Annotated in this window: 16 protein-coding genes; 9 read left to right on the forward strand and 7 right to left on the reverse strand. The window is 66.5% G+C overall.

Annotated features, from left to right (window positions below; translation table 11 throughout):
• Positions 1-376 precede the first annotated feature (376 nt).
• Positions 377-3220, forward strand: a complete 2844-nt coding sequence (locus ACQR2C_RS05905) for an autotransporter outer membrane beta-barrel domain-containing protein (RefSeq protein WP_434880682.1) — start codon at positions 377-379, stop codon at positions 3218-3220.
• A 99-nt stretch (positions 3221-3319) separates the two neighbouring features.
• Here the strand turns inward: ACQR2C_RS05905 and ACQR2C_RS05910 are convergent, their stop codons facing one another.
• The 3 genes from ACQR2C_RS05910 to ACQR2C_RS05920 all read right to left on the reverse strand — a co-directional run bounded on the left by ACQR2C_RS05910 (position 3320) and on the right by ACQR2C_RS05920 (position 5517).
• Positions 3320-3982, reverse strand: a complete 663-nt coding sequence (locus tag ACQR2C_RS05910) for a hypothetical protein (protein WP_434880683.1) — start codon at positions 3980-3982, stop codon at positions 3320-3322.
• Between the two features lie 137 nt (positions 3983-4119).
• Positions 4120-4641, reverse strand: coding sequence for a xanthine phosphoribosyltransferase (gene gpt / locus ACQR2C_RS05915; RefSeq protein ID WP_315714724.1), 522 nt, complete (start codon positions 4639-4641; stop codon positions 4120-4122).
• A gap of 138 nt (positions 4642-4779) precedes the next feature.
• On the reverse strand, positions 4780-5517 hold the full coding sequence (locus tag ACQR2C_RS05920) for a competence/damage-inducible protein A (protein WP_434880684.1): 738 nt from the start codon (positions 5515-5517) through the stop codon (positions 4780-4782).
• Positions 5518-5745: 228 nt separating this feature from the next.
• Here ACQR2C_RS05920 and ACQR2C_RS05925 point away from each other — a divergent pair, with 228 nt between their 5' ends.
• The 5 genes from ACQR2C_RS05925 to ACQR2C_RS05945 all read left to right on the forward strand — a co-directional run bounded on the left by ACQR2C_RS05925 (position 5746) and on the right by ACQR2C_RS05945 (position 11111).
• On the forward strand, positions 5746-7164 hold the full coding sequence (locus tag ACQR2C_RS05925) for a circularly permuted type 2 ATP-grasp protein (protein WP_434880685.1): 1419 nt from the start codon (positions 5746-5748) through the stop codon (positions 7162-7164).
• Between the two features lie 236 nt (positions 7165-7400).
• Positions 7401-8345, forward strand: a complete 945-nt coding sequence (locus ACQR2C_RS05930; RefSeq protein ID WP_315801100.1) for an alpha-E domain-containing protein — start codon at positions 7401-7403, stop codon at positions 8343-8345.
• Positions 8346-8508: 163 nt separating this feature from the next.
• Entirely contained in the window at positions 8509-9357 is an 849-nt protein-coding gene (locus ACQR2C_RS05935) for a transglutaminase family protein (RefSeq protein WP_315801101.1), read from the forward strand.
• Between the two features lie 205 nt (positions 9358-9562).
• Entirely contained in the window at positions 9563-10321 is a 759-nt protein-coding gene (locus ACQR2C_RS05940; protein WP_315714729.1) for a peptidase, read from the forward strand.
• Between the two features lie 34 nt (positions 10322-10355).
• On the forward strand, positions 10356-11111 hold the full coding sequence (locus tag ACQR2C_RS05945; protein ID WP_434874255.1) for an SDR family oxidoreductase: 756 nt from the start codon (positions 10356-10358) through the stop codon (positions 11109-11111).
• Positions 11112-11351: 240 nt separating this feature from the next.
• On the opposite strand, the gene ACQR2C_RS05950 is transcribed toward ACQR2C_RS05945, so the two are convergent.
• The gene (locus ACQR2C_RS05950) at positions 11352-12578 is read right to left on the reverse strand and encodes an MFS transporter (protein ID WP_315801103.1); all 1227 of its coding nucleotides are present in this window, start codon (positions 12576-12578) and stop codon (positions 11352-11354) included.
• Between the two features lie 116 nt (positions 12579-12694).
• On the opposite strand from ACQR2C_RS05950, the gene ACQR2C_RS05955 reads away from it, so the two are divergent.
• Positions 12695-13945 (forward strand): NupC/NupG family nucleoside CNT transporter, encoded by a 1251-nt coding sequence (locus ACQR2C_RS05955; protein ID WP_434838405.1) that lies wholly within the window; start codon positions 12695-12697, stop codon positions 13943-13945.
• On the opposite strand, the gene ACQR2C_RS05960 is transcribed toward ACQR2C_RS05955, so the two are convergent.
• From ACQR2C_RS05960 to ACQR2C_RS05970, 3 genes are all read right to left on the reverse strand, one after another.
• Complete coding sequence (locus ACQR2C_RS05960) at positions 13883-15904, reverse strand: acyltransferase family protein (RefSeq protein ID WP_434874254.1); 2022 nt, start codon at positions 15902-15904, stop codon at positions 13883-13885. The two genes, ACQR2C_RS05955 and ACQR2C_RS05960, sit on opposite strands and share 63 nt — an antisense overlap.
• Positions 15905-16126: 222 nt before the next feature.
• On the reverse strand, positions 16127-16705 hold the full coding sequence (locus ACQR2C_RS05965) for a cupin domain-containing protein (RefSeq protein WP_434846342.1): 579 nt from the start codon (positions 16703-16705) through the stop codon (positions 16127-16129).
• Between the two features lie 133 nt (positions 16706-16838).
• Positions 16839-17123 carry an usg protein gene (locus ACQR2C_RS05970; RefSeq protein WP_315801107.1) on the reverse strand — a complete coding sequence of 95 codons (285 nt, stop codon included), beginning with the start codon at positions 17121-17123 and terminating at the stop codon, positions 16839-16841.
• Between the two features lie 380 nt (positions 17124-17503).
• On the opposite strand from ACQR2C_RS05970, the gene groES reads away from it, so the two are divergent.
• Positions 17504-17818 (forward strand): co-chaperone GroES, encoded by a 315-nt coding sequence (gene groES, locus ACQR2C_RS05975; RefSeq protein WP_315801108.1) that lies wholly within the window; start codon positions 17504-17506, stop codon positions 17816-17818.
• Between the two features lie 147 nt (positions 17819-17965).
• Complete coding sequence (gene groL, locus ACQR2C_RS05980) at positions 17966-19606, forward strand: chaperonin GroEL (protein ID WP_315719441.1); 1641 nt, start codon at positions 17966-17968, stop codon at positions 19604-19606.
• Positions 19607-19697 lie beyond the last annotated feature (91 nt).

The following is a 19697-nucleotide window of genomic DNA, read 5'->3' on the forward strand; positions in this document are numbered from 1 at the left end:
ATTCGGCGCTTCCCAACCGCCGAGCCCCGCGATCCTCCGAACGGAATCGCGTGCGCGCGCCGCTGCACGCGGCGCCTCGCGCTATGCACCACAGTGTCAGCATACGCAGGTCAGCAGAGCGGGCCGGTCCACAGCTTCGGCGCGCGTGCGGTGGCTCAATACCGATCGCACGCCATTCGCAATCCAGTGTGTCTTTGCTGTTCTTGACAAGATGTGTCCCGACATTTCATCTCGGGAACTACAAGTTTTACGTGAATTTTTGCCGACGACATCAGTTCGGATCTGACGTCTGCCTTCATTGCTGGGGAATGAGATGGCTTGCTTTGCGAGAACGGGGTCCGCTGCGCGCATGGCAAAGCCGCGACGCTGGCTGGCCATGTCGCTCCTTCTCGCCGGCACGATGCTGAGCACGCAGGCCCTGGCGATCGACGTCGCCAACCAGGCCGACTGGAACACGGCCGTCGCGGCGGTCGCGGCAGCCGGCGCCAATTCCACTGTCAGCATCAACATCATCAGCGGTTTCACGCTGTCGAGCTCGCTGGCGCAGCTGCAGGCCGCCAATACCAACGTCACGGTGAACATCACCGGCAACGGCCAGACCATCGACGGATCGTCGACCTATCAGGGCATCGTCGTCAACGGCGCCAACGCGCCGACCGTGAACATCTCCAGCCTGTCGATCACCAACATGGCGGCGATCGGCGGCAATGGCACCAACGGTCAGAACGGCTACTACAGCGGCGGTCTGGCCTACGGCTCCGGCGGCGGCGGCGGCGGCGGCCTCGGGGCCGGCGGCGGCCTGTTCGTCGGCAGTGGCGCCAATGTCACGATTGCCGCAGTGACCTTCACTAGCAACAGCGCCACCGGCGGCGCCGGTGGCAATGGCGGCAGCGCGCAGAACGCGGCGGCTGACCCGGTAAATGGCGGCAATGGCGGCACCGGCGGTGCCGCCAACAATGGCGGCGCCAGCGGCGGCGGCGGCGCGGGCGGTACCGGTGGACATGCCGGAACGCAAGGAACGGTCGGCACGGCGGGCCCCTCGGTCGGTGACGGCGGTGGTGGCGGTGGCGGCTCCGGCACCACCAACAGCAACGTCTACACCAACAACAATCCCGGCGGCACCGGCAACGCCAATGGCGGCAACGGCGGCACCGGCGGTGATGGCGCCACCAACGCCAGCGGCGCGGGCGGTCCCGGACCCGGCTCCGACGGCGGCGCCGGCGGCAATGGCGGCGCCGGCAATGGCGGCGCCATCTACGTCGCCACCGGCGGCACGCTGACGATTCTCGACTCGCCGATCTCGGGCAACACCGTCACAGGCGGTACCGCCGGCACCCCAGGCATCGGCATCGGGCCGAGCGCCATCAACGGGTTTTCAGCAGCGGCCGGCGCGGCGCAGGGAGCCGGCATCTTCATCAGCGGCGTCACCGCCAACATCGCGGTCTCGAGCGGCACGCTCACCTACGCCAACACGATCGGCGGCACCGGCCTGACCACCGGCGGCGTCAACACCGCCCTCGTCAAGACCGGCAGCGGCACGCTGGTGCTGACGGCGGCCAATACCTACACCGGCAATACCGTCGTGAATGGCGGAACGCTGGAAGTGAACGGCACGGCGGCGAATTCGGCGCTGACCACGGTGAATTCCGGCGGCACGCTGGCCGGCATCGGCACGGTCAAGGGCACCCAGATCAATGCCGGCGGCACCTTCGCGCCCGGCAACGGCACGCCGGCCAGCACGATGGCGATCAGCGGCAATCTCGCGTTCCAGTCGGGCGCGATCTACCTGGTCCAGGTCGATACGACGACCGCCTCGCGCGTCAACGTGACCGGCACCGCGACGCTCAACGGCGCCACGGTTGCGGCGAACTACGCCAATGGCACGTATGTCGCGAAGAAATACACGATTCTGACGGCGACCGGCGGCGTCAGTGGGACGTTCGGCGGCGTGACCAACACCGGCATCCCGGCGGGTTTCAGCGCGACGGTGACCTACGACGCCAACAACGCCTTCCTCAATCTCGCAATGAGCGCGTCGGGCAACGTCAACCAACAGAACGTCAGCAACGCGCTCGGCAACTACTTCAACACGAATGGCAGCATTCCCGTCGTCTTCACCGGACTGACACCGAACGGGCTGACGCAGATCTCGGGCGAGACCGCCACCGGCGCACAGCAGACGACGTTCAATGCGATGACCCAGTTCATGGGCGTCATGACCGATCCCTTCATCGGCGGCCGCGGTGACCAGGGTCCTGGACCCAACGGCGCGATCGGCTACGCCGAGGAGACGCTCGCCTATGCGCAAAAGCGTAATCCGAATGATGCGCTGGCCGCGATCTACAGCAAGGCGCCGCCTGCGGCTGTGGCCAGGACGGGATGGAGCGTCTGGGCAGCCGCCTTCGGCGGGGCGCAGACCACCGACGGCAATGCCGCGCTCGGCTCCAACACCGCCACCAGCAATCTCTACGGCACCGCAGTCGGGGCCGACTATCGCTTCTCGCCCTACACCGTCGCCGGCTTTGCGCTGGCGGGGGGCGGCACCAACTTCAACGTTTTCAATGGCGGCGGCGGCCGGTCCGACCTGTTCCAGGCCGGTGCTTTCGTGCGGCATACCTTTGGTGCAAGCTATGTGACGGGCGCTCTCGCCTACGGCTGGCAGGACATCACGACGAGCCGCACCGTGACCGTCGCGGGCATCGATCAGTTGCGCGCCAACTTCAATGCCAATGCGTATTCCGGCCGGATCGAAGGCGGACATCGCTTCCTGACGCCGTGGACCAGCGTCGGCCTGACGCCCTATGCGGCCGCTCAGTTCACAACCTTCGCGCTGCCGGGCTATGCCGAGCAGGCGGTCGTCGGCAACAATACGTTTGCTCTCAATTACGGCGCCAGAAGCATCACTTCGACGCGCAGTGAACTCGGCCTGCGGACCGACAAGTCCTACGTGCTGTCCGACGGCCTCTTCACGCTGCGCGGCCGCGTCGCCTGGGCGCACGACTTCAACCCGGACCGCTCGATCGCGGCGACGTTCCAGGCGCTGCCAGGCGCGTCCTTCGTGGTCAACGGCGCGCGGCAGGCCAGCGAGTCCGCGCTGACCACCGCCTCCGCCGAAATGAAGTGGACGAACGGCTGGTCGGCCGCCGGAACCTTCGAGGGCGAGTTCTCGAACGTCACGCGCAGCTATGGCGGCAAGGCGGTTGTGCGCTATTCGTGGTGATGGCTGCGAGCGCGAGACCGTAGCCCGCATGAGCGAAAGCGACATGCGGGGTCAACACGGCAGCGCGTGAGATCCCGGATGTCGCTTCGCTCATCCGGGCTACGATGCGCGGGAATGAAGCGGCGGTGCGCTTTGCCTACCCTTCGGCGGCTTTGAACTGGGATGCAGCACGGGCCGGTAGCCGGCCTGCAGCGCGCGGAGCGTTGAGGGTGGCGTCAGGAGCAGCGGCCGGATGACGTCGGCGCGCGCCGCGCCGTAACCGGCGAACGACCACGGCAGTGCGTTTCCCGCGACGATCAGCAAGCTTTCGTCTCCGGCCTGAACCATCGCGCCGTCGGGCAGTTCGGGCCAAGGCATCGGCAGCGGATGCAGCCGCTTCTTGCCGCGCTCCAGCCGCTCGCCGTGCAGCACCTTGTCGATCCCGGAGGCGCGAACTTCGCTGACGCCGTTGCCCTGCTCCCATGCCGCGCGAAACCGGTTGGCGTCGTCGCGGCGGCAATAGAAGCAGGGACGATGGCCGGCCGCGAGCGCGGTGGCCTCGTCGAGGAAGAACAGCTCGGTCCAGCTCTGCCGCGCCATCACCTCGCGGCGCTTGCCGCGGAACTCGCACAGGCAGATCAGCCAGGCCGGGCTCGACCAGCGCCTGCTCAGAAGCGTCTTGGTTGCGGGATCATGGATGATGCCGCGATTTCCGGTGAACATCCCGCGATGCGGCGTGGCGACGATGTCGCCGGTCGGGCTGACGCGGTTCTGCAGCGGCATGGCGTCGCTCCGCTCTCTCCGTGGTCATTCCGGGGCGGCGCGTAGCGACGAGCCCGGAATCCATACTCCCGATCGTGGTTACGGATTCCGGGCTCACGCCCTTTGGGCATGCCCCGGAATGACCGCGAGAGTCGATTCTACGCCGCTCCATCGCGCAGCGGCGGCGCGAACGACAGCGCGGTGTCCCAGGGGAAGAAGATCCAGGTGTCCTGCGACACCTCGGTGATAAAGGTGTCGACCAGCGGTCGGCCCTTCGGCTTGGCATAGACGGTGGCGAAATGGGCGTCGGGGAGGATCTCGCGGACCATGCGCCCGGTCTTGCCGGTGTCGACGAGATCGTCGACGATCAGGAGCCCCTTGCCGGTGCCGCCGCCGAGTTGCGCCGTGTCAGCCGAGATGCCCTTCAGGACCTGAAGCTCGCCCTGCTTGGTGTGGTCATAGCTCGCGATGCAGATCGTATCGATGACGCGCACGCCAAGCTCGCGGGCCACGATCGCTGCCGGCACCAGTCCGCCGCGGGTGATGGCCACCACGGCGTGAAACGGCCCGATCTCGTTCAGCCGCCAGGTCAGCGCGCGGCAATCGCGATGAAACTGGTCCCAGGACACCGGGAAGGCCCGGCCCGCGCGCTCCTCTGCACTCAAGGTCTTGTCTGGCATCTCGTCTGGTCCGTCCTTGTCAGGCGCCTCTTGTCACCCCCGCTCCGCCGCCACAACCACTGTCATTCCGGGGCAAGGCCGCAGGCCTTGAACCCGGAATGACAGTGAATGCGGCCGCAGAGCTTCGGTGCCGGAAGCCTAGCGCGTCACGTTGAGCCCGGCGAGCATCTCCTTCACGGCCGCCATCGCGGCCGACAGCTTGTCCTGGTCGCGCGAGCGCACGACGAGATGCGTGTTCGGCTTCTGGTCCTCGTCGATGAAGGGATAGCTGCCGATGATGGTGTCCGGGTGCGCCTTGGCGATCTCGCGCAGGGGACCGCCGATGTCGCCCTCGCGGGCATTGGCGCGGACGGTCTCCGACAGCATGCGCACGCCGGACTTCAGCTTCGGCGCGACGATGTCCATCATCGCCTGCATGATCGACGGCACGCCGGCCATGACGATGACGTTGCCGAGCTTGAAGCCGGGCGCCAGGATGGTGGCGCTCTGGATCAGCTCGGCGCCGTGGGGGATGCGCGCCATGCGCAGCCGCGCCTCGTTGAGCTCCTGCTCGCTCCAGCGCTCGCGGAAGCGCGCCACGACCTCGGGATGGTGGTCGATGCCGACGCCGAACGCCTTCGCGATCGCATCCGCGGTGATGTCGTCATGGGTCGGTCCGATGCCCCCGGTGGTGAACACATAGGTGTAGCGATGCCGCAGCGCATCGAGCGCGGCGATGATGTCGGGCTCGTCGTCGGAGACCACCCGAACCTCCTTGAGGTCGATGCCCAGATTGGTGAGGTATTCGGCGATGAAGCCGATGTTCTTGTCCTTGGTCCGGCCGGACAGGATCTCGTCGCCGATGACCAGCAACCCCGCGGTGACGATCTCGCTCATGGTTTCTCCTCGCATCTGCCGTCTCTTTTGGCCCGCCACGGCGCCAATGTCATCCGGAACGTCGCAGTCTATGCCGCGGATTTGAGCACCACGCAGCCGGTTTTTCGGGCACGGCTTTCGCAACCCCCACGAAATGCCGCAGGAGAATGCATATCGCGCTGGCCCGCCCCTTGCTACCATCCCAAGGAGTCATGCAGTGTATGGCGAGGCTGGGACACACGGGCATCTATGGCAGTTGCGTTCGACGAAATGAACGAGCCGGGCGGCGACGTCCGTCAGGCTTATCAGGAGCTGTCGCGGTGGCTGAAGGAAACGCCGCCGGAGGCGCTGGAGTATCGCCGCCACGAGGCGGAGCTGCTGTTCCGGCGAATCGGCATCACCTTCGCGGTCTATGGCGAGGCGGAGGCGCAGGAGCGGCTGATCCCGTTCGATGTCATTCCGCGCATCCTCTCCGGCAAGGAATGGATCCTGCTGGAGAAGGGGCTGAAGCAGCGCGTCAAGGCGCTGAACATGTTCCTGCGCGACATCTATCACGGCCGCGACATTCTCCGCGCCAACATCGTGCCGGATGACCTGATCTTCCAGAACCCGGTGTTCCGTCCGGAGATGAACGGCCAGGACGTGCCGCACGACGTCTATGTGCACATCGCCGGCATCGACATCGTCCGCGTCGATGCCAACGACTTCATCGTGCTCGAGGACAATGCGCGCACGCCCTCTGGCGTGTCCTACATGCTGGAAAACCGCGAGATCATGATGCGGCTGTTTCCGGACCTGTTCGCGCGCCACCGCGTCGCACCGGTCGAGCGCTACCCGGACGAATTGCTGTCGTGCTTGCGCTCGGTGGCGCCGCTCAGCGCCTCGGCCGAGCCGACCGTCGCACTGATGACGCCCGGCATCTACAACTCCGCCTATTACGAGCACTCGTTCCTGGCCGACAAGCTCGGGATCGAGCTGGTCGAGGGCCGCGACCTCATCGTCAAGAACGACGAGGTGTTCATGCGCACCACCGAGGGGCTGAAGCGGGTCGATGTGATCTACCGCCGCGTCGACGACGACTTCCTCGATCCCCTCACCTTCCGACCGGATTCGGCGCTCGGCGTGCCCGGGCTGATGTCGGCCTATGTTGCCGGCAATGTCACGCTCGCCAACGCGGTCGGCACCGGCATCGCCGACGACAAGGCGATCTACTCCTACATGCCCGACGTCGTGAAGTTCTATCTCGGCGAGGAGCCGATCCTGAAGAACGTGCAGACCTGGCGCTGCCGCGAGCCAGCCGATCTGTCCTACGTGCTCGACCATCTCGGCGAGCTCGTCGTCAAGGAGGTGCACGGCTCCGGCGGCTACGGCATGCTGATCGGCCCGGCCGCCACCAAGGCGACCATCGAGGCGTTCCGCGACAAGCTGAAGCGCGAGCCGGAGGGTTTTATCGCCCAGCCGACACTCGCGCTGTCGACCTGCCCGACCTGCGTCGCGTCCGGCCTGGCGCCACGCCATGTCGATCTCAGGCCGTTCGTGCTGACGGGACGCGACCGCACCACCATCGTGCCCGGCGGCCTCACCCGCGTGGCGCTGAAGGAGGGATCGCTGGTGGTGAATTCCAGCCAGGGCGGCGGCACCAAGGACACATGGGTGCTGGATGAGTAAGAGTTGGTTTGCACAGGGTTCTGAGCTTGCTCGCTGCAACCTCTCCCCGCCTGCGGGGGCGCGACGAGCTTCGCTCGCGCTGAGAGGTCGGATTGCATCGAAAGATGCAATCCGGGTGAGGGGGTACAGGTCCATCAACTCGCACCACCCGTGCGGCTGCCCCTCACCCCAGCCCTCTCCCCGTGAAGAACGGGGAGAGGGAGCGCACCGTCTCCTCCGCACCTCATAGATTGCCCATGCTGTCGCGCACCGCCGAAAACCTGTACTGGCTGGCCCGCTACGTCGAGCGCGCCGAGTACCTTGCCCGCACCATCGACGCCACCCTGCGCGTCACGGCGCTTCCCGCGGCCTATATCGGCAAGACCAATGAATGGGAATCGGCGCTGATGACCGCCGGCGTCAATGTCAGCTTCTACGAGCACTACTCCGAGGCCAACGAGCAGAACGTCGTCGAATATCTCTCGTTCAACCAGTCGAACCCGTCCTCGATCAAGAACTGCATCGAGGCCGCCCGTCTCAACGCCCGCTCGGTGCGAACCGCGTTGACGTCGGAGATGTGGGACACCCTCAACGGATCCTGGATCGAGCTGCAGGAAGTCTGGAGCAAGGGCGCCAAGACGCGCGAGGAGCTGGCGCGCTTCCTGCGCTTCGTGCAGGAGACCTCGCTGCGCTTCGACGGCTCGGCCTACCGGACCATGCTGCGCAACGACGCCTACTGGTTCTCGCGGCTCGGCCTGCATCTCGAGCGCGCCGACAACACCGCCCGCATCCTCGACGTCAAATATCACGTGCTGCTGCCCGAGGAGGAGCATGTCGGCGGCCCGCTGGACTATTATCAGTGGACCTCGATCCTGCGCTCGGTGTCGGCGCTCACGGCCTATCACTGGGTCTATCGCGAGACGCTGAAGCCCTGGCTGATCGCGGACCTCCTGATCCTCAACGACACGCTGCCGCGCTCGCTGGCGAGCTGCTACGGCAACCTCGTCCGCAATCTCGACCAGATCGGCGTCGCCTATGGCCGCCAGGGGGCGGCGCAGCGCCATGCCCGCGGCGTCCGCAACCGGCTCGACCACTCCAACATGGACGACATCTTCCAGCATGGCGTGCACGAGTTCATCCAGGAGTTCATCGCCGACAATTCGCGGCTCGGAGAGATCATCACCAAGCAGTACCTGATCTGAGCGCAGTGGAGACAGCGATCGCGGCCCGCTGGACTGTGTCTGCGAGACCACGTCCGGCACCCGGCGCCCTGCCCTCCGCCCGAGGGATCCTCCTCCCCCCTTTCAGGGAGAGGTGAAACGAGCTACCGCGGACAGCACATCTGACGAAGACTGGTCGACCGCCATGCGCCTGCGTATCTCCCATTCCACCACCTACCGCTACGAGCCGGCGGCGACTGGCGTCATCCAGATCATCCGCATGACGCCCGGCAGCAATGACGGCCAATATGTGGCGGAGTGGCAGATCGACGTGTCGACCGATTCCCGCCTCGACATGCATGAGGACGCATTCGGCAACGTCACCCATGTGATCACGCACGGCGCGCTCGAGGATCTCACAATCACGGCCGAGGGTCTGGTCGAGACCCACGACACCGGCGGCGTGCTGAAGGGAGCGGACGAGCGCTTCCCGCCCAGCTTCTTCCTCCGGCAGACGCCGCTTACGGCCGCCAATGCCGCCATGGCCGCAGTCGTGCGCGATCTGCGCGCGGAGTCCGAGAGCGACGTGCTCGGTCTTCTGCACACGCTGATGACGCAGGTCTACGAGCACATGACCTTCGACGAGGATCCGACCCACAGCGGCACCTCGGCGGCGGAAGCCTTCGGGCTGAAGCGCGGTGTCTGCCAGGACTATGCGCACATCTTCATTGCCTGCGCGCGCGCCGCCGGCATCCCCGCGCGTTTCGTGTCCGGCCACTTCCTGCGCTCCGATGGTGCGGTGCACCAGGAGGCCGGCCATGCCTGGGCGGAAGCCTATGTGCCGGATCTGGGCTGGGTCGGCTTCGACGCCGCCAACTGCATCTGCACCACCGACGCCCATGTCCGGGTCGCGATCGGGCTCGATTATCTCGGCGCGGCGCCGGTGCGCGGCACCCGCTATGGCGGCGGCACCGAGACGCTCACCGTCAAGGTGAAGGTCGAGCAGGTCGGCCGCGGCGGCCAGTCGCAATCGCAGTCGCAGCGCCAGTCCTGAATTCCGGAACGCGCGCCCGTAGCCCCGTAGCCCGCATGAGCGAAGCGACATGCGGGTTCTCCGAGAAAGCGCGTGAGATCCCGGATATCGCTCCCACCAGCGCCCTACGGGCGCCGGCTGCCGCTCATCCGGGCTACAGCACTGCGGGGTTGGAGGGACCGTCGATTTTCGCTAGTAATTCGCGCAATGGCTCGAGGGGACTGAGATGACCTATTGCTGCGGAATTCTGGTGCGTGACGGCCTCGTCATGATCGCGGACACCCGAACCAATGCCGGTCTCGACAACGTCTCGACCTTCCGCAAGCTGCACATCTTCTCCAATCCGGGCGAGCGCATCGTGGCGGTCGCCAGCGCCGGCAATCTCGCCATCAGCCAGTCCGTGCTGTCGACCTTGACCGAAGGAATGGAAGACCCCGACACCGGCGAGGTGGAGACGCTGATGAACGCGCCGACCATGTTCCAGGCGGCGCAGCGGATCGGCAAGGCGATCCGCATGGTGCACGCCACCGAAGGGCCGGCGCTGAAGGCCGAGGATATCTCGTTCGACGTCTCGTTCCTGTTCGGCGGCCAGATCAAGGGCTCGCGGATGCGGCTGTTCATGGTCTACACCGCCGGCAACTTCATCGAATGCACCACCGACACGCCCTATCTGCAGATCGGCGAGCACAAATACGGCAAGCCGGTGCTCGACCGCGCCATGCACTACGACGTCGAGCTCTACGAGGCGCTGAAGACGGGCCTGATCTCGATGGACTCGACGATGCGCTCGAATCTCGGCGTCGGCCTGCCGATCGACGTCCTGGTGGTGCGCGCGGAGGCCTGCGAGGCCGACCTCAATCATCGCATCGAGGCCGGCGAGCCCTATTTCCACGATCTCCGCTCGCGCTGGTCGGCGGCCCTGCGCGCGGCGCATAACAACATCCCGCGGCCGCCCTATAAGACTCAGAGCGAGTCAAAACACTGAAACTGCAAAACGCTTGAATTGAAGGTGAGGAAACATGGCTGAAGCGGCAAAGAAGATCGCGCTGGTGACGGGCGCAGGCACGGGGGTCGGCCGCGCCGCATCGCTGGCGTTGATGAACTCCGGCTTCACCGTGGTGCTGGCAGGGCGCCGCAAGGAGATGCTGGAGGAAACCGCCAAGCTCGGTCCGTCCGGCATGAGCCTCCCCGTACCGGCTGACATGACGGACCCCGCCTCGATCGCGGCGCTGTTCGACACCGTGAAGTCGACCTACGGCCGGCTCGACGTGCTGTTCAACAATGCCGGCATGGGCGCGCCGCCGGTGCCGCTCGAAGACCTGACGCTGCAGCAATGGCAGCAGGTGGTGGCCACCAATCTCACCGCGCCGTTCCTGTGCACGCAGCACGCGTTCCGCATCATGAAGGACCAGTCGCCGCGCGGCGGCCGCATCATCAACAACGGCTCGATCTCGGCGCATGCGCCACGTCCGTTCTCGTCGCCCTACACCTCGACCAAGCACGCGATCACGGGCCTGACCAAGGCCTCGAATCTCGACGGCCGCGCCTATGACATCGCGGTCGGCCAGGTCGACATCGGCAATGCCGAGACGCCGATGACCGAGCGCATGGTCGGCGGCGTGCTGCAGCCCGACGGCCGCATGATGCCGGAGCCGCGGATGGACGTGAAGGCCGTCGGCGACGCCGTCGCCTACATGGCCAGCCTGCCGCTCGACGCCAACGTCCTGTTCATCACGGTGATGGCGACGAAGATGCCGTTCGTCGGACGCGGCTGATCGCCGTTTCCGATCACGGCCCCGCTCTCTCCTCACGTCATTCCGGGGCGCGCGAAGCGCGAGCCCGGAATCCATAGCCACGAGCGGTTATTTGGTGCGAGATGGATGTGGCGCTCTTCTCCGCCACACGACGTGTCGCGATTATGGATTCCGGGCTCATCGCTGCGCGATGCCCCGGAATGACGGAGAAACCGTCGTCACAACCCGTTCTCTCCCCCGACGCGAGCCGATGCTGGCCCGCTACTCCAACCGCTCGACCTTCCTCAGCTCAGGAAACAGCTTCATCCACGCCAGCGCGATCGCGATCGTGCCGAGGCCGCCGAGGATGGCGGCCGGCATGGCGCCGAACAGCGCGGCGGTGACGCCGCTCTCGAACTGGCCGAGCTGGTTGGAGGCGTTGATGAACAGGAAGTTCACCGCGCCGACGCGGCCGCGCATCTCGTTGGGCGTGGCGAGCTGGACGAGGGAGAAACGGATCACGACGCTGATCGTATCGGCGGCGCCGAGAATGGCGAGCGCTGCGACCGAAATCCACATCACCTGCGAGACGGCGAACACGACCGTCGCCGCACCGAACACGATGACCGCCTGGAACATGCGCAGGCCAACGCGCCGCCGAATGGTGTAGCGCGCCAGTACCGCCGTCATCGCCAGCGCGCCGACCGCGGGCGCGGCGCGCAGCACGCCGAGCCCGAACGGCCCGGTGTCGAGGATATCGCGCGCATAGATCGGCAGCAGCGCAGTGACGCCGCCGAGCAGCACGGCGAACAGATCGAGCGAGATGGTGCCGAGGATCGCCGGATTGGCGCGGATGAAGCGGACGCCGGCGAACAGATCGTCCTTGCTGCCCTCGAGCCGCTCGGCCGGCACGTCATCAGGCACCTGCATCAGGCCGGTCAGGGCCATGCCTCCGATCCAGAACAGCATCATGATGCCGTAGGGCACACCGGGCGCGACGGCATAGGCGAAGCCGCCGATCGCAGGCCCCGCGATGGTCGCGAGCTGCGCGGCACCGCTCGACAGCGCGCTCGCCCGCTGTAACGTGCCGGCCGGCGCGATCAGCGGCAGCAGCGCCGCGGTCGCGGGGCTCTCGAACGCGCCGGCAATGCCGAGCACGAAGACCGCCGCGAACAGCTGGAATTCGCCGAGCTGGCCGGTAGTGGCGCCCCAGCACAGATAGAGCGCGGTCAGCGCCTCGACGAGCTGACAGAGCTGCACGACGCGCTTGCGCTGGAATCGGTCAGCGGCGCTGCCGGCGACGAACACCAGCAGGGCCGTTGGCAGGAACTGGATCAGCCCGACCATGCCGAGATCGAAGGCGCGCCCGGTCAGATCGTAGATCTGCCAGCCGATCGCCACCGCCGCGATCTGGCTCGCAAAGCGCGACAGGCTGCGGGACGACAGGAAGAACAGGAACGCGCTCTGCTTCAGGAGATCGCGCGCGCCGATCGGGACGGTGGACGACATGATGCGCCTGCGTGACGCAGCCCTCATGGCTTGTCAATCGCGGGCCCCGCATGGCCGCGCGGCATTGCACGCGGCAGTTCCCTGCGCTCATAATGAAACGGGGTTCGGGGGATCTGATGCTTCAGCTGCAATCGGGGTTCGGGATCGTCGCGCTGCTCGCGATCGCATGGGCGCTCGGCGAAAACCGGCGCGCGGTGTCGTTGAAACAGGCCGGGCTCGGGCTGGTGGTGACGCTCGTGACGGCCATCGTCCTGCTCAAGGTCCCCGCCGTCGCCCGCGCGTTCGGCGCCATCAACGATGTCGTGGGCGCCATCTCGTCGGCCTCCCGGGCCGGCACCTCGTTCGTCTTCGGCTATGTCGGCGGCGGCGCCCTGCCCTTCGAGCTGAAGGCGCCCGGTGCCGATTTCGTGCTCGCCTTCCAGGCGCTGCCGATCGTGCTGGTCATGAGCGTGCTCACGACGCTCTTGTTCTACTGGCGAGTTCTGCCGCCCTTGGTGCGCGGCATGGCCTGGCTGCTGGAGCGCACCCTCGGCGTCGGCGGCGCGGTCGGCCTGTCGACGGCCGCGAATGTCTTCCTGGGCATGGTGGAAGCGCCGCTGTTCATCCGGCCATATCTCGCGCAGATGACACGCAGCGAATTGTTTCTCGTCATGACCGGCGGCATGGCCGGCATCGCCGGCACCGTGCTGGTGCTCTACGCCACGCTGCTGGCGCCGCTGATCCCCGACGCTGCCGCGCATTTCGTCATCGCCTCGGTGCTCGGCGCGCCGGCGTCGATCCTGATCAGCCTGATCATGGTGCCAGAGACCTCGAAGCAGCTCACCGGCGGCGCGCTCGCAGATCCCGGGACCGAGGCCACCTCGACTATGGACGCGATCGTCAAGGGCACCAGCGCCGGGCTCGAGCTCTTGATGAACATCGTGGCGCTGCTGCTGGTGCTCGTCGCGCTGGTGCATCTCGCCAACGCGATCCTGTCGCTGCTGCCCGCCATCGGCGGCGCCGACATCTCGCTGCAGCGGCTGCTCGGCCTCGTGATGGCGCCGGTATGCTGGCTGATGGGCCTGCCATGGTCAGAGGCCGTCACCGCCGGCAGCCTGATGGGCACCAAGACGGTGCTGAACGAGCTGATCGCCTATGTCGAGCTGGCGAAGCTCGATGCAGGCGCGCTCGATCCGCGCGCGCGGCTGATCATGCTCTATGCGATGTGCGGCTTCGCCAACTTCGCCAGCCTCGGCATCATGATCGGCGGCCTCGGCACCATGGCGCCGACGCGGCGCGACGAGATCAACGCGCTCGGCCTCAAGTCAATCGTCTCGGGCACCCTCACCACCTGTCTGATGGGTGCGATCGTCGGCCTGCTGACGTAAGCTGAGCTCCGTCGCCTGCGGGAGAAGCAGCGGCGCGATCCGGGCCATCACATGGCGCGAGCCCGCCGCGGTGAGATGCGCGTGGTCGAAGGACAGCGGGACGTCGCCGACCGTGAGTGGACACCGGCCGTCCTCGCAGACCGCCGACAGGATCGAGACGTAGGAAAAGCCCTCGCCACTCGGCAGCGCAGCCTGCATCGCGGCATCCAGCGCAAAGATGTCCGAGCGGACGAATGCCGCGGGATCGGGCGTCACGCCGCGCAGGGTGGCGCGTGCCAGCATCGACGGCAGCCGCGCGCGGAACTGCACGGAGGGACCGAGCAGGACCACCGGAATGCCGGCCTCCTGCAGCCGTTGCAGCGTCTGCTTGAGGTCGCGCACCATGCCGGCGAACCGCGGCGGGCGCGCGTTCTCCAGCCAGTCCGCCGACATCACCACGAGGTCGGGCCGCGCTTGCGCGAAATAGTCGCGCATCTGGCTCGCCAGGGCGCGGCAGGCCGCGACGCCCTGCGTCTCCGCGCTGAAGGTCGGCATGCAGGTGGGCTGGCTCGCCTGCATGATGTTGACGGTGTCCGGACCGAGCTGGGCCTTGAGGCCGTGATAGTAGTGGGCCGCAAAACTGTCGCCCCACAGCAGCACATTGGTCTTGCCGGCCGCCGCCTGCAGACAATCCTCGGCAACCCGGCCGTCCGGTGTCGTGAAGCAGGTGCCGTAGCGATAGACCGGCTTCATGTCGTAGGCATTGTAGGCGTCCAGCCGCTGCGCCGCGCGGTCGTTGTCAGACACCGCGCCGGCGCGCAGCAGGCCGACGCCGCTGCCGGCCAGCAGCAGCAGGCTCGCCAGCGCCGCAAGACCGAACGCGGCGCGCGGAGTCGCCGCGAGCCGGCGGTTGCGGAACGGCTGCTCGATGAAGCGCCAGGACAGCGTGGCGACCGCGACCGTGAGGACGAACAGGGCCGCCCGCTCCCAGCCGTCGAGCGCGAGACCGGGCTTGGCGAAGCGCGCGAAGGCGAACAGCGGCCAGTGCCAGAGATACAGCGAATAGGAGATGCGGCCGAAGAACGCCGCCACACCGAGCGGCGACAGCGGGCTGCGCGGCACATTGGCCACGCCGGCGCCGCTCCACAGGAACAGCGCCGCGCCGAGGCATGGCGCCAGCGCGTCGACGCCGGGGAAGCCCGGTCCGGGGCGCAGCGCCAGGATCGGCACCGCCATCAGCAGCAGCGACAGCGCGCGGGCGCCGCGCTGAACGAGACCCGGCCGCGGCGCGGGAAGGCCGGATATCGCGACCAGGCTGCCGAGCAGGAATTCCCAGGCGCGCGGCGGGCTGAGGAAGAACGCGCTCGCGGACGCGCCGCCGCGCATCAGCATCAGGCCGAGCGCGAACGAGCCTGTGGCAAGCAGCGCGAGAGTGACCGGCAGCGCGAGCCTGTGGCCGCGCGCCAGCCGCAGCACGGCCCAGACCACCACGGGCAGCACCAGATAGAACTGCTCTTCGACCGCCAGCGACCAGGTATGCAGCAGCGGCTTCTCGACCGCCGCGTGGTCAAAATAGCCGGACTGCAGCCAGAAGAAGATGTTCGAGGTGAAGGTGACGACGGCGGCCGCGGAACGGAGGAACTCGGCGCGCTCGGAGCCCAGCATGTCCTGCGACGCCGGGAGCGCCGCGAACGCCACCATGGCGTAGAGCGCCGGCAGCAGCCGCCGCACCCTCCGCTCGTAGAATTGCGCGAACGAGAAGCGGCCCTGCGCCATCTCTGCCGCGATGATGCCGGTGATCAGGTATCCTGAGATGACGAAGAAGATGTCGACGCCGACGAAGCCGCCGAAGATCGCCGGCGCCTCGAAATGGAATGCGACGACGGAGAGCACCGCGATGGCGCGCAGCCAGTCGATGTCCTCGCGATGGCCTGCACCTGAAGCCGAGCCGGCGCCCGCGTTGGCGATGCGAGGCTGCATCGATGCACGCGTGCGAGGCGCGCACGCAATGGTCGGAGCGAACTGGACGACGAAGCGCGGCAACGGGACGGGTACGCCTTTACGCAAGCCCGCGACGAACACGTCTGACGGATTCGTTGCCGGCCCATCCGTCCCAATGACGCGAGACCGGATGTCAACACACACGCGCGATGGGACCGCCGTCCACCGCGTCGCGGATGTTTCCATCCATTTCTGTCGGCTTTACGTCGACAGTTCGACGGTTTTGAAGTCGGCCGGCAGGATCACCTCGAGCAGCTCGACGTCGTCGGAATAGTCGAGGATCATGTGGCGGATCTTCGGCGGCTGGGTCCAGCAGCTGCCCTCCTTCATCAGCGTCTCGCCGACGCCTTCGAGGTAGCTCTTCACCCAGCCCTTGAGCACATAGACCATCTGGAAGTCGACCGCATGGGTGTGCAGCTTGGAGACTTCCTGCGGATTGCACGGTGGCAGCATGCGGATGACATGCGCGCGCGCCAGGCCGTGCGTCGCGTCGGCGATGCCGAGGTCGCGATAATGCGCATAGGCGCGCAGGCCGTCGGCCCTGAAATCCTCCTCGCGGTGATGGCTGATCGCGACCTTCTGCTTGCGCCGGCGCGGCGCCGGCGCTGGCCGCCCCTTGCTCACGAGCGCCTTGCGCGCGGACGGTGCAGCCGCCCTGCCTGGCTTGGCGGCTGTCTTGGCGGCAGTCTTCGCCGTCGGCCTTGTCTTTGCGACCTTACGCGGCGCAGCCTTCGCGGCGGCGCGTGATGATGATGTGGTGCTGCGGCTCTTCTTGGCCATGGCGCTCTCCCTGCGAGTCCTCGGGTCAGAGGCTATCACAATTGGGGGGACTCGGCAGAGCTCCAACAAAGGTCGTCATTCCGGGGCGTGCGCAGCACGAGCCCGGAATGACACCGATGGCGGGGTTGTCAGCTCAATGCAGCACGAACACGCCGTCGACGGCGCGCAGCTCGGCGGGCTTGATCAGCTTGGAATGCGCCACGGTGACCGAGTACAGCGGGCCCTCGATCTTCTCCTCCCAGAACGCCAGGAAGTCCTGCAGCGCAGGGAATTTCGGAAACAGGTCGTAGTTCTGCCAGACATAGGTCTGCAGCAGCGAGCGATGGTCCGGCATCCGATACAGGATCTGCGCGGTCGTCAGCCCGTAACCCAGCACCTGTTTCCGAAAGTCCTCGGAAACCTCAACCCTCGACACCATGCCAACCTCCGTTTCTGGAGCGCATGTCCGTGTGGCCAACCGGGGATGGAGCCACCCGGCAACGATGCGCTCACTGCCTAGAAATGTGACGCATGTCCTCAACCCATCTCAAGCTTAAATGTTTAACGACATGTTGAAAAATGCTGCATTAGCAGCCACTTAGCCCAGGTGCTAATACGGGGTTTCGCGGTTCGTTCCGCCTCCGTTAACGCTGTCGGAACGCTTTGGCAGAGCCCGCGATCGACTGCTAATTTTTCTGCTACAAGGCCTTGCCCGGCATAAAACTCTCCCCTAAATCCAGCCCGCGTGCTGGCACTCGCCGGCGCCGACTGCCAAATCTCCAGAAACTGACAATCGCTTCAATACCTTAGGAGGACTGTATGGCTTTCCGTCCGCTTCACGACCGCGTCGTGGTCAAGCGCATCGACGCCGAAGAGAAGACCGCTGGCGGCATCATCATCCCCGACTCGGCCAAGGAAAAGCCCTCGCAGGGCGAAGTGATCGCGGTGGGCCCCGGCGCCCGCGACGAGAGCGGCAAGCTCGTCCCGCTCGACGTTCAGGTCGGTGACCGCGTGCTGTTCGGCAAGTGGTCGGGCACCGAGGTCAAGATCGACGGCCAGGAGCTGCTCATCATGAAGGAAAGCGACATCATGGGCGTGCTCACCGACACCGCGGCGAAGAAGAAGGCCGCCTAAGCGCCGTTGCCCCTCATCCTGAGGAGCCGGCTTGAGCCGGCGTCTCGAAGGATGAGGCCCCAACCACCTCCTCATCTCGTCCTTCGAGACGCCCGCTGCGCGGGCTCCTCAGGACGAGGATCTCGATCAAAACCAGGGAAACCCAATATGTCAGCGAAAGACGTAAAGTTCGGCGTCGAAGCCCGCGACCGCATGCTGCGCGGCGTGGACATTCTCGCCAATGCCGTGAAGGTCACGCTCGGTCCGAAGGGCCGCAACGTCGTCCTCGACAAGTCGTTCGGCGCGCCGCGCATCACCAAGGACGGCGTCACCGTCGCCAAGGAGATCGAGCTCGACGACAAGTTCGAGAACATGGGCGCGCAGATGGTGCGCGAAGTCGCCTCGAAGTCCGCTGACGCGGCCGGCGACGGCACCACCACCGCGACCGTGCTGGCCCAGGCCATCGTCCGCGAAGGCGCCAAGGCGGTTGCCGCCGGCATGAACCCGATGGATCTGAAGCGCGGCATCGACCTCGCGGTCGAGGCGGTCGTCGCCGATCTCGTCAAGAACTCCAAGAAGGTCACGTCGAACGACGAGATCGCCCAGGTCGGCACCATCTCCGCCAACGGCGACTCCGAGATCGGCAAGTTCCTCGCCGACGCCATGAAGAAGGTCGGCAACGAGGGCGTGATCACCGTCGAGGAAGCCAAGTCGCTCGAGACCGAGCTCGACGTCGTCGAGGGCATGCAGTTCGATCGCGGCTACATCTCGCCCTACTTCGTCACCAATGCCGACAAGATGCGCGTCGAGATGGACGACGCCTACATCCTCATCAATGAGAAGAAGCTGTCGTCGCTGAACGAGCTGCTGCCGCTGCTCGAGGCCGTGGTGCAGACCGGCAAGCCGCTGGTGATCGTCGCCGAGGACGTCGAGGGCGAGGCTCTCGCCACCCTGGTCGTCAACCGTCTGCGTGGCGGCCTGAAGGTCGCGGCCGTCAAGGCGCCGGGCTTCGGCGACCGCCGCAAGGCCATGCTGCAGGACATCGCGATCCTGACCGGCGGCCAGGCGATCTCGGAAGATCTCGGCATCAAGCTCGAGAACGTCAACCTCTCCATGCTCGGCCGCGCCAAGAAGGTGATGATCGACAAGGAGAACACCACGATCGTCAACGGCGCCGGCAAGAAGGCCGACATCGAGGCGCGCGTTCAGCAGATCAAGGCGCAGATCGAGGAGACCACCTCGGACTACGACCGTGAGAAGCTGCAGGAGCGTCTGGCCAAGCTCGCCGGCGGCGTCGCGGTGATCCGCGTCGGCGGCGCGACCGAGGTCGAGGTCAAGGAGCGCAAGGATCGCGTGGACGACGCGATGCATGCGACCCGCGCGGCTGTCGAGGAAGGCATCCTGCCGGGCGGCGGCGTCGCCCTGCTCCGTGCCTCCGAGCAGCTCAAGGGCGTCCGCGCCAAGAACGAGGACCAGAAGACCGGCATCGAGATCGTCCGCAAGGCGCTCTCCGCCCCGGCCCGCCAGATCGCGATCAACGCGGGCGAGGACGGCTCGGTCATCGTCGGCAAGATCCTCGAGAAGGAGCAGTATGCGTACGGCTTCGACTCGCAGTCGGGCGACTACGTGAACATGGTGTCCAAGGGCATCATCGACCCGACCAAGGTCGTGCGCGCCGCGATCCAGAACGCCGCGTCGGTGGCCGGCCTGCTGATCACCACCGAGGCAATGGTCGCCGAGCTGCCGAAGAAGAACGCCGGCGGCCCCGCGATGCCTCCGGGCGGCGGCATGGGCGGCATGGACTTCTAAGTCCGGCCTCCTCGCGAAGATACCAAGGGCGCGGCGAAAGCCGCGCCCTTTTCTTTGCTCAGAGCGTAGCCCGCATGAGCGAAGCGATATC

The organism is Bradyrhizobium sp. HKCCYLRH3061, assembly GCF_051168015.1.
Classification (GTDB): Bacteria; Pseudomonadota; Alphaproteobacteria; order Rhizobiales; family Xanthobacteraceae; genus Bradyrhizobium.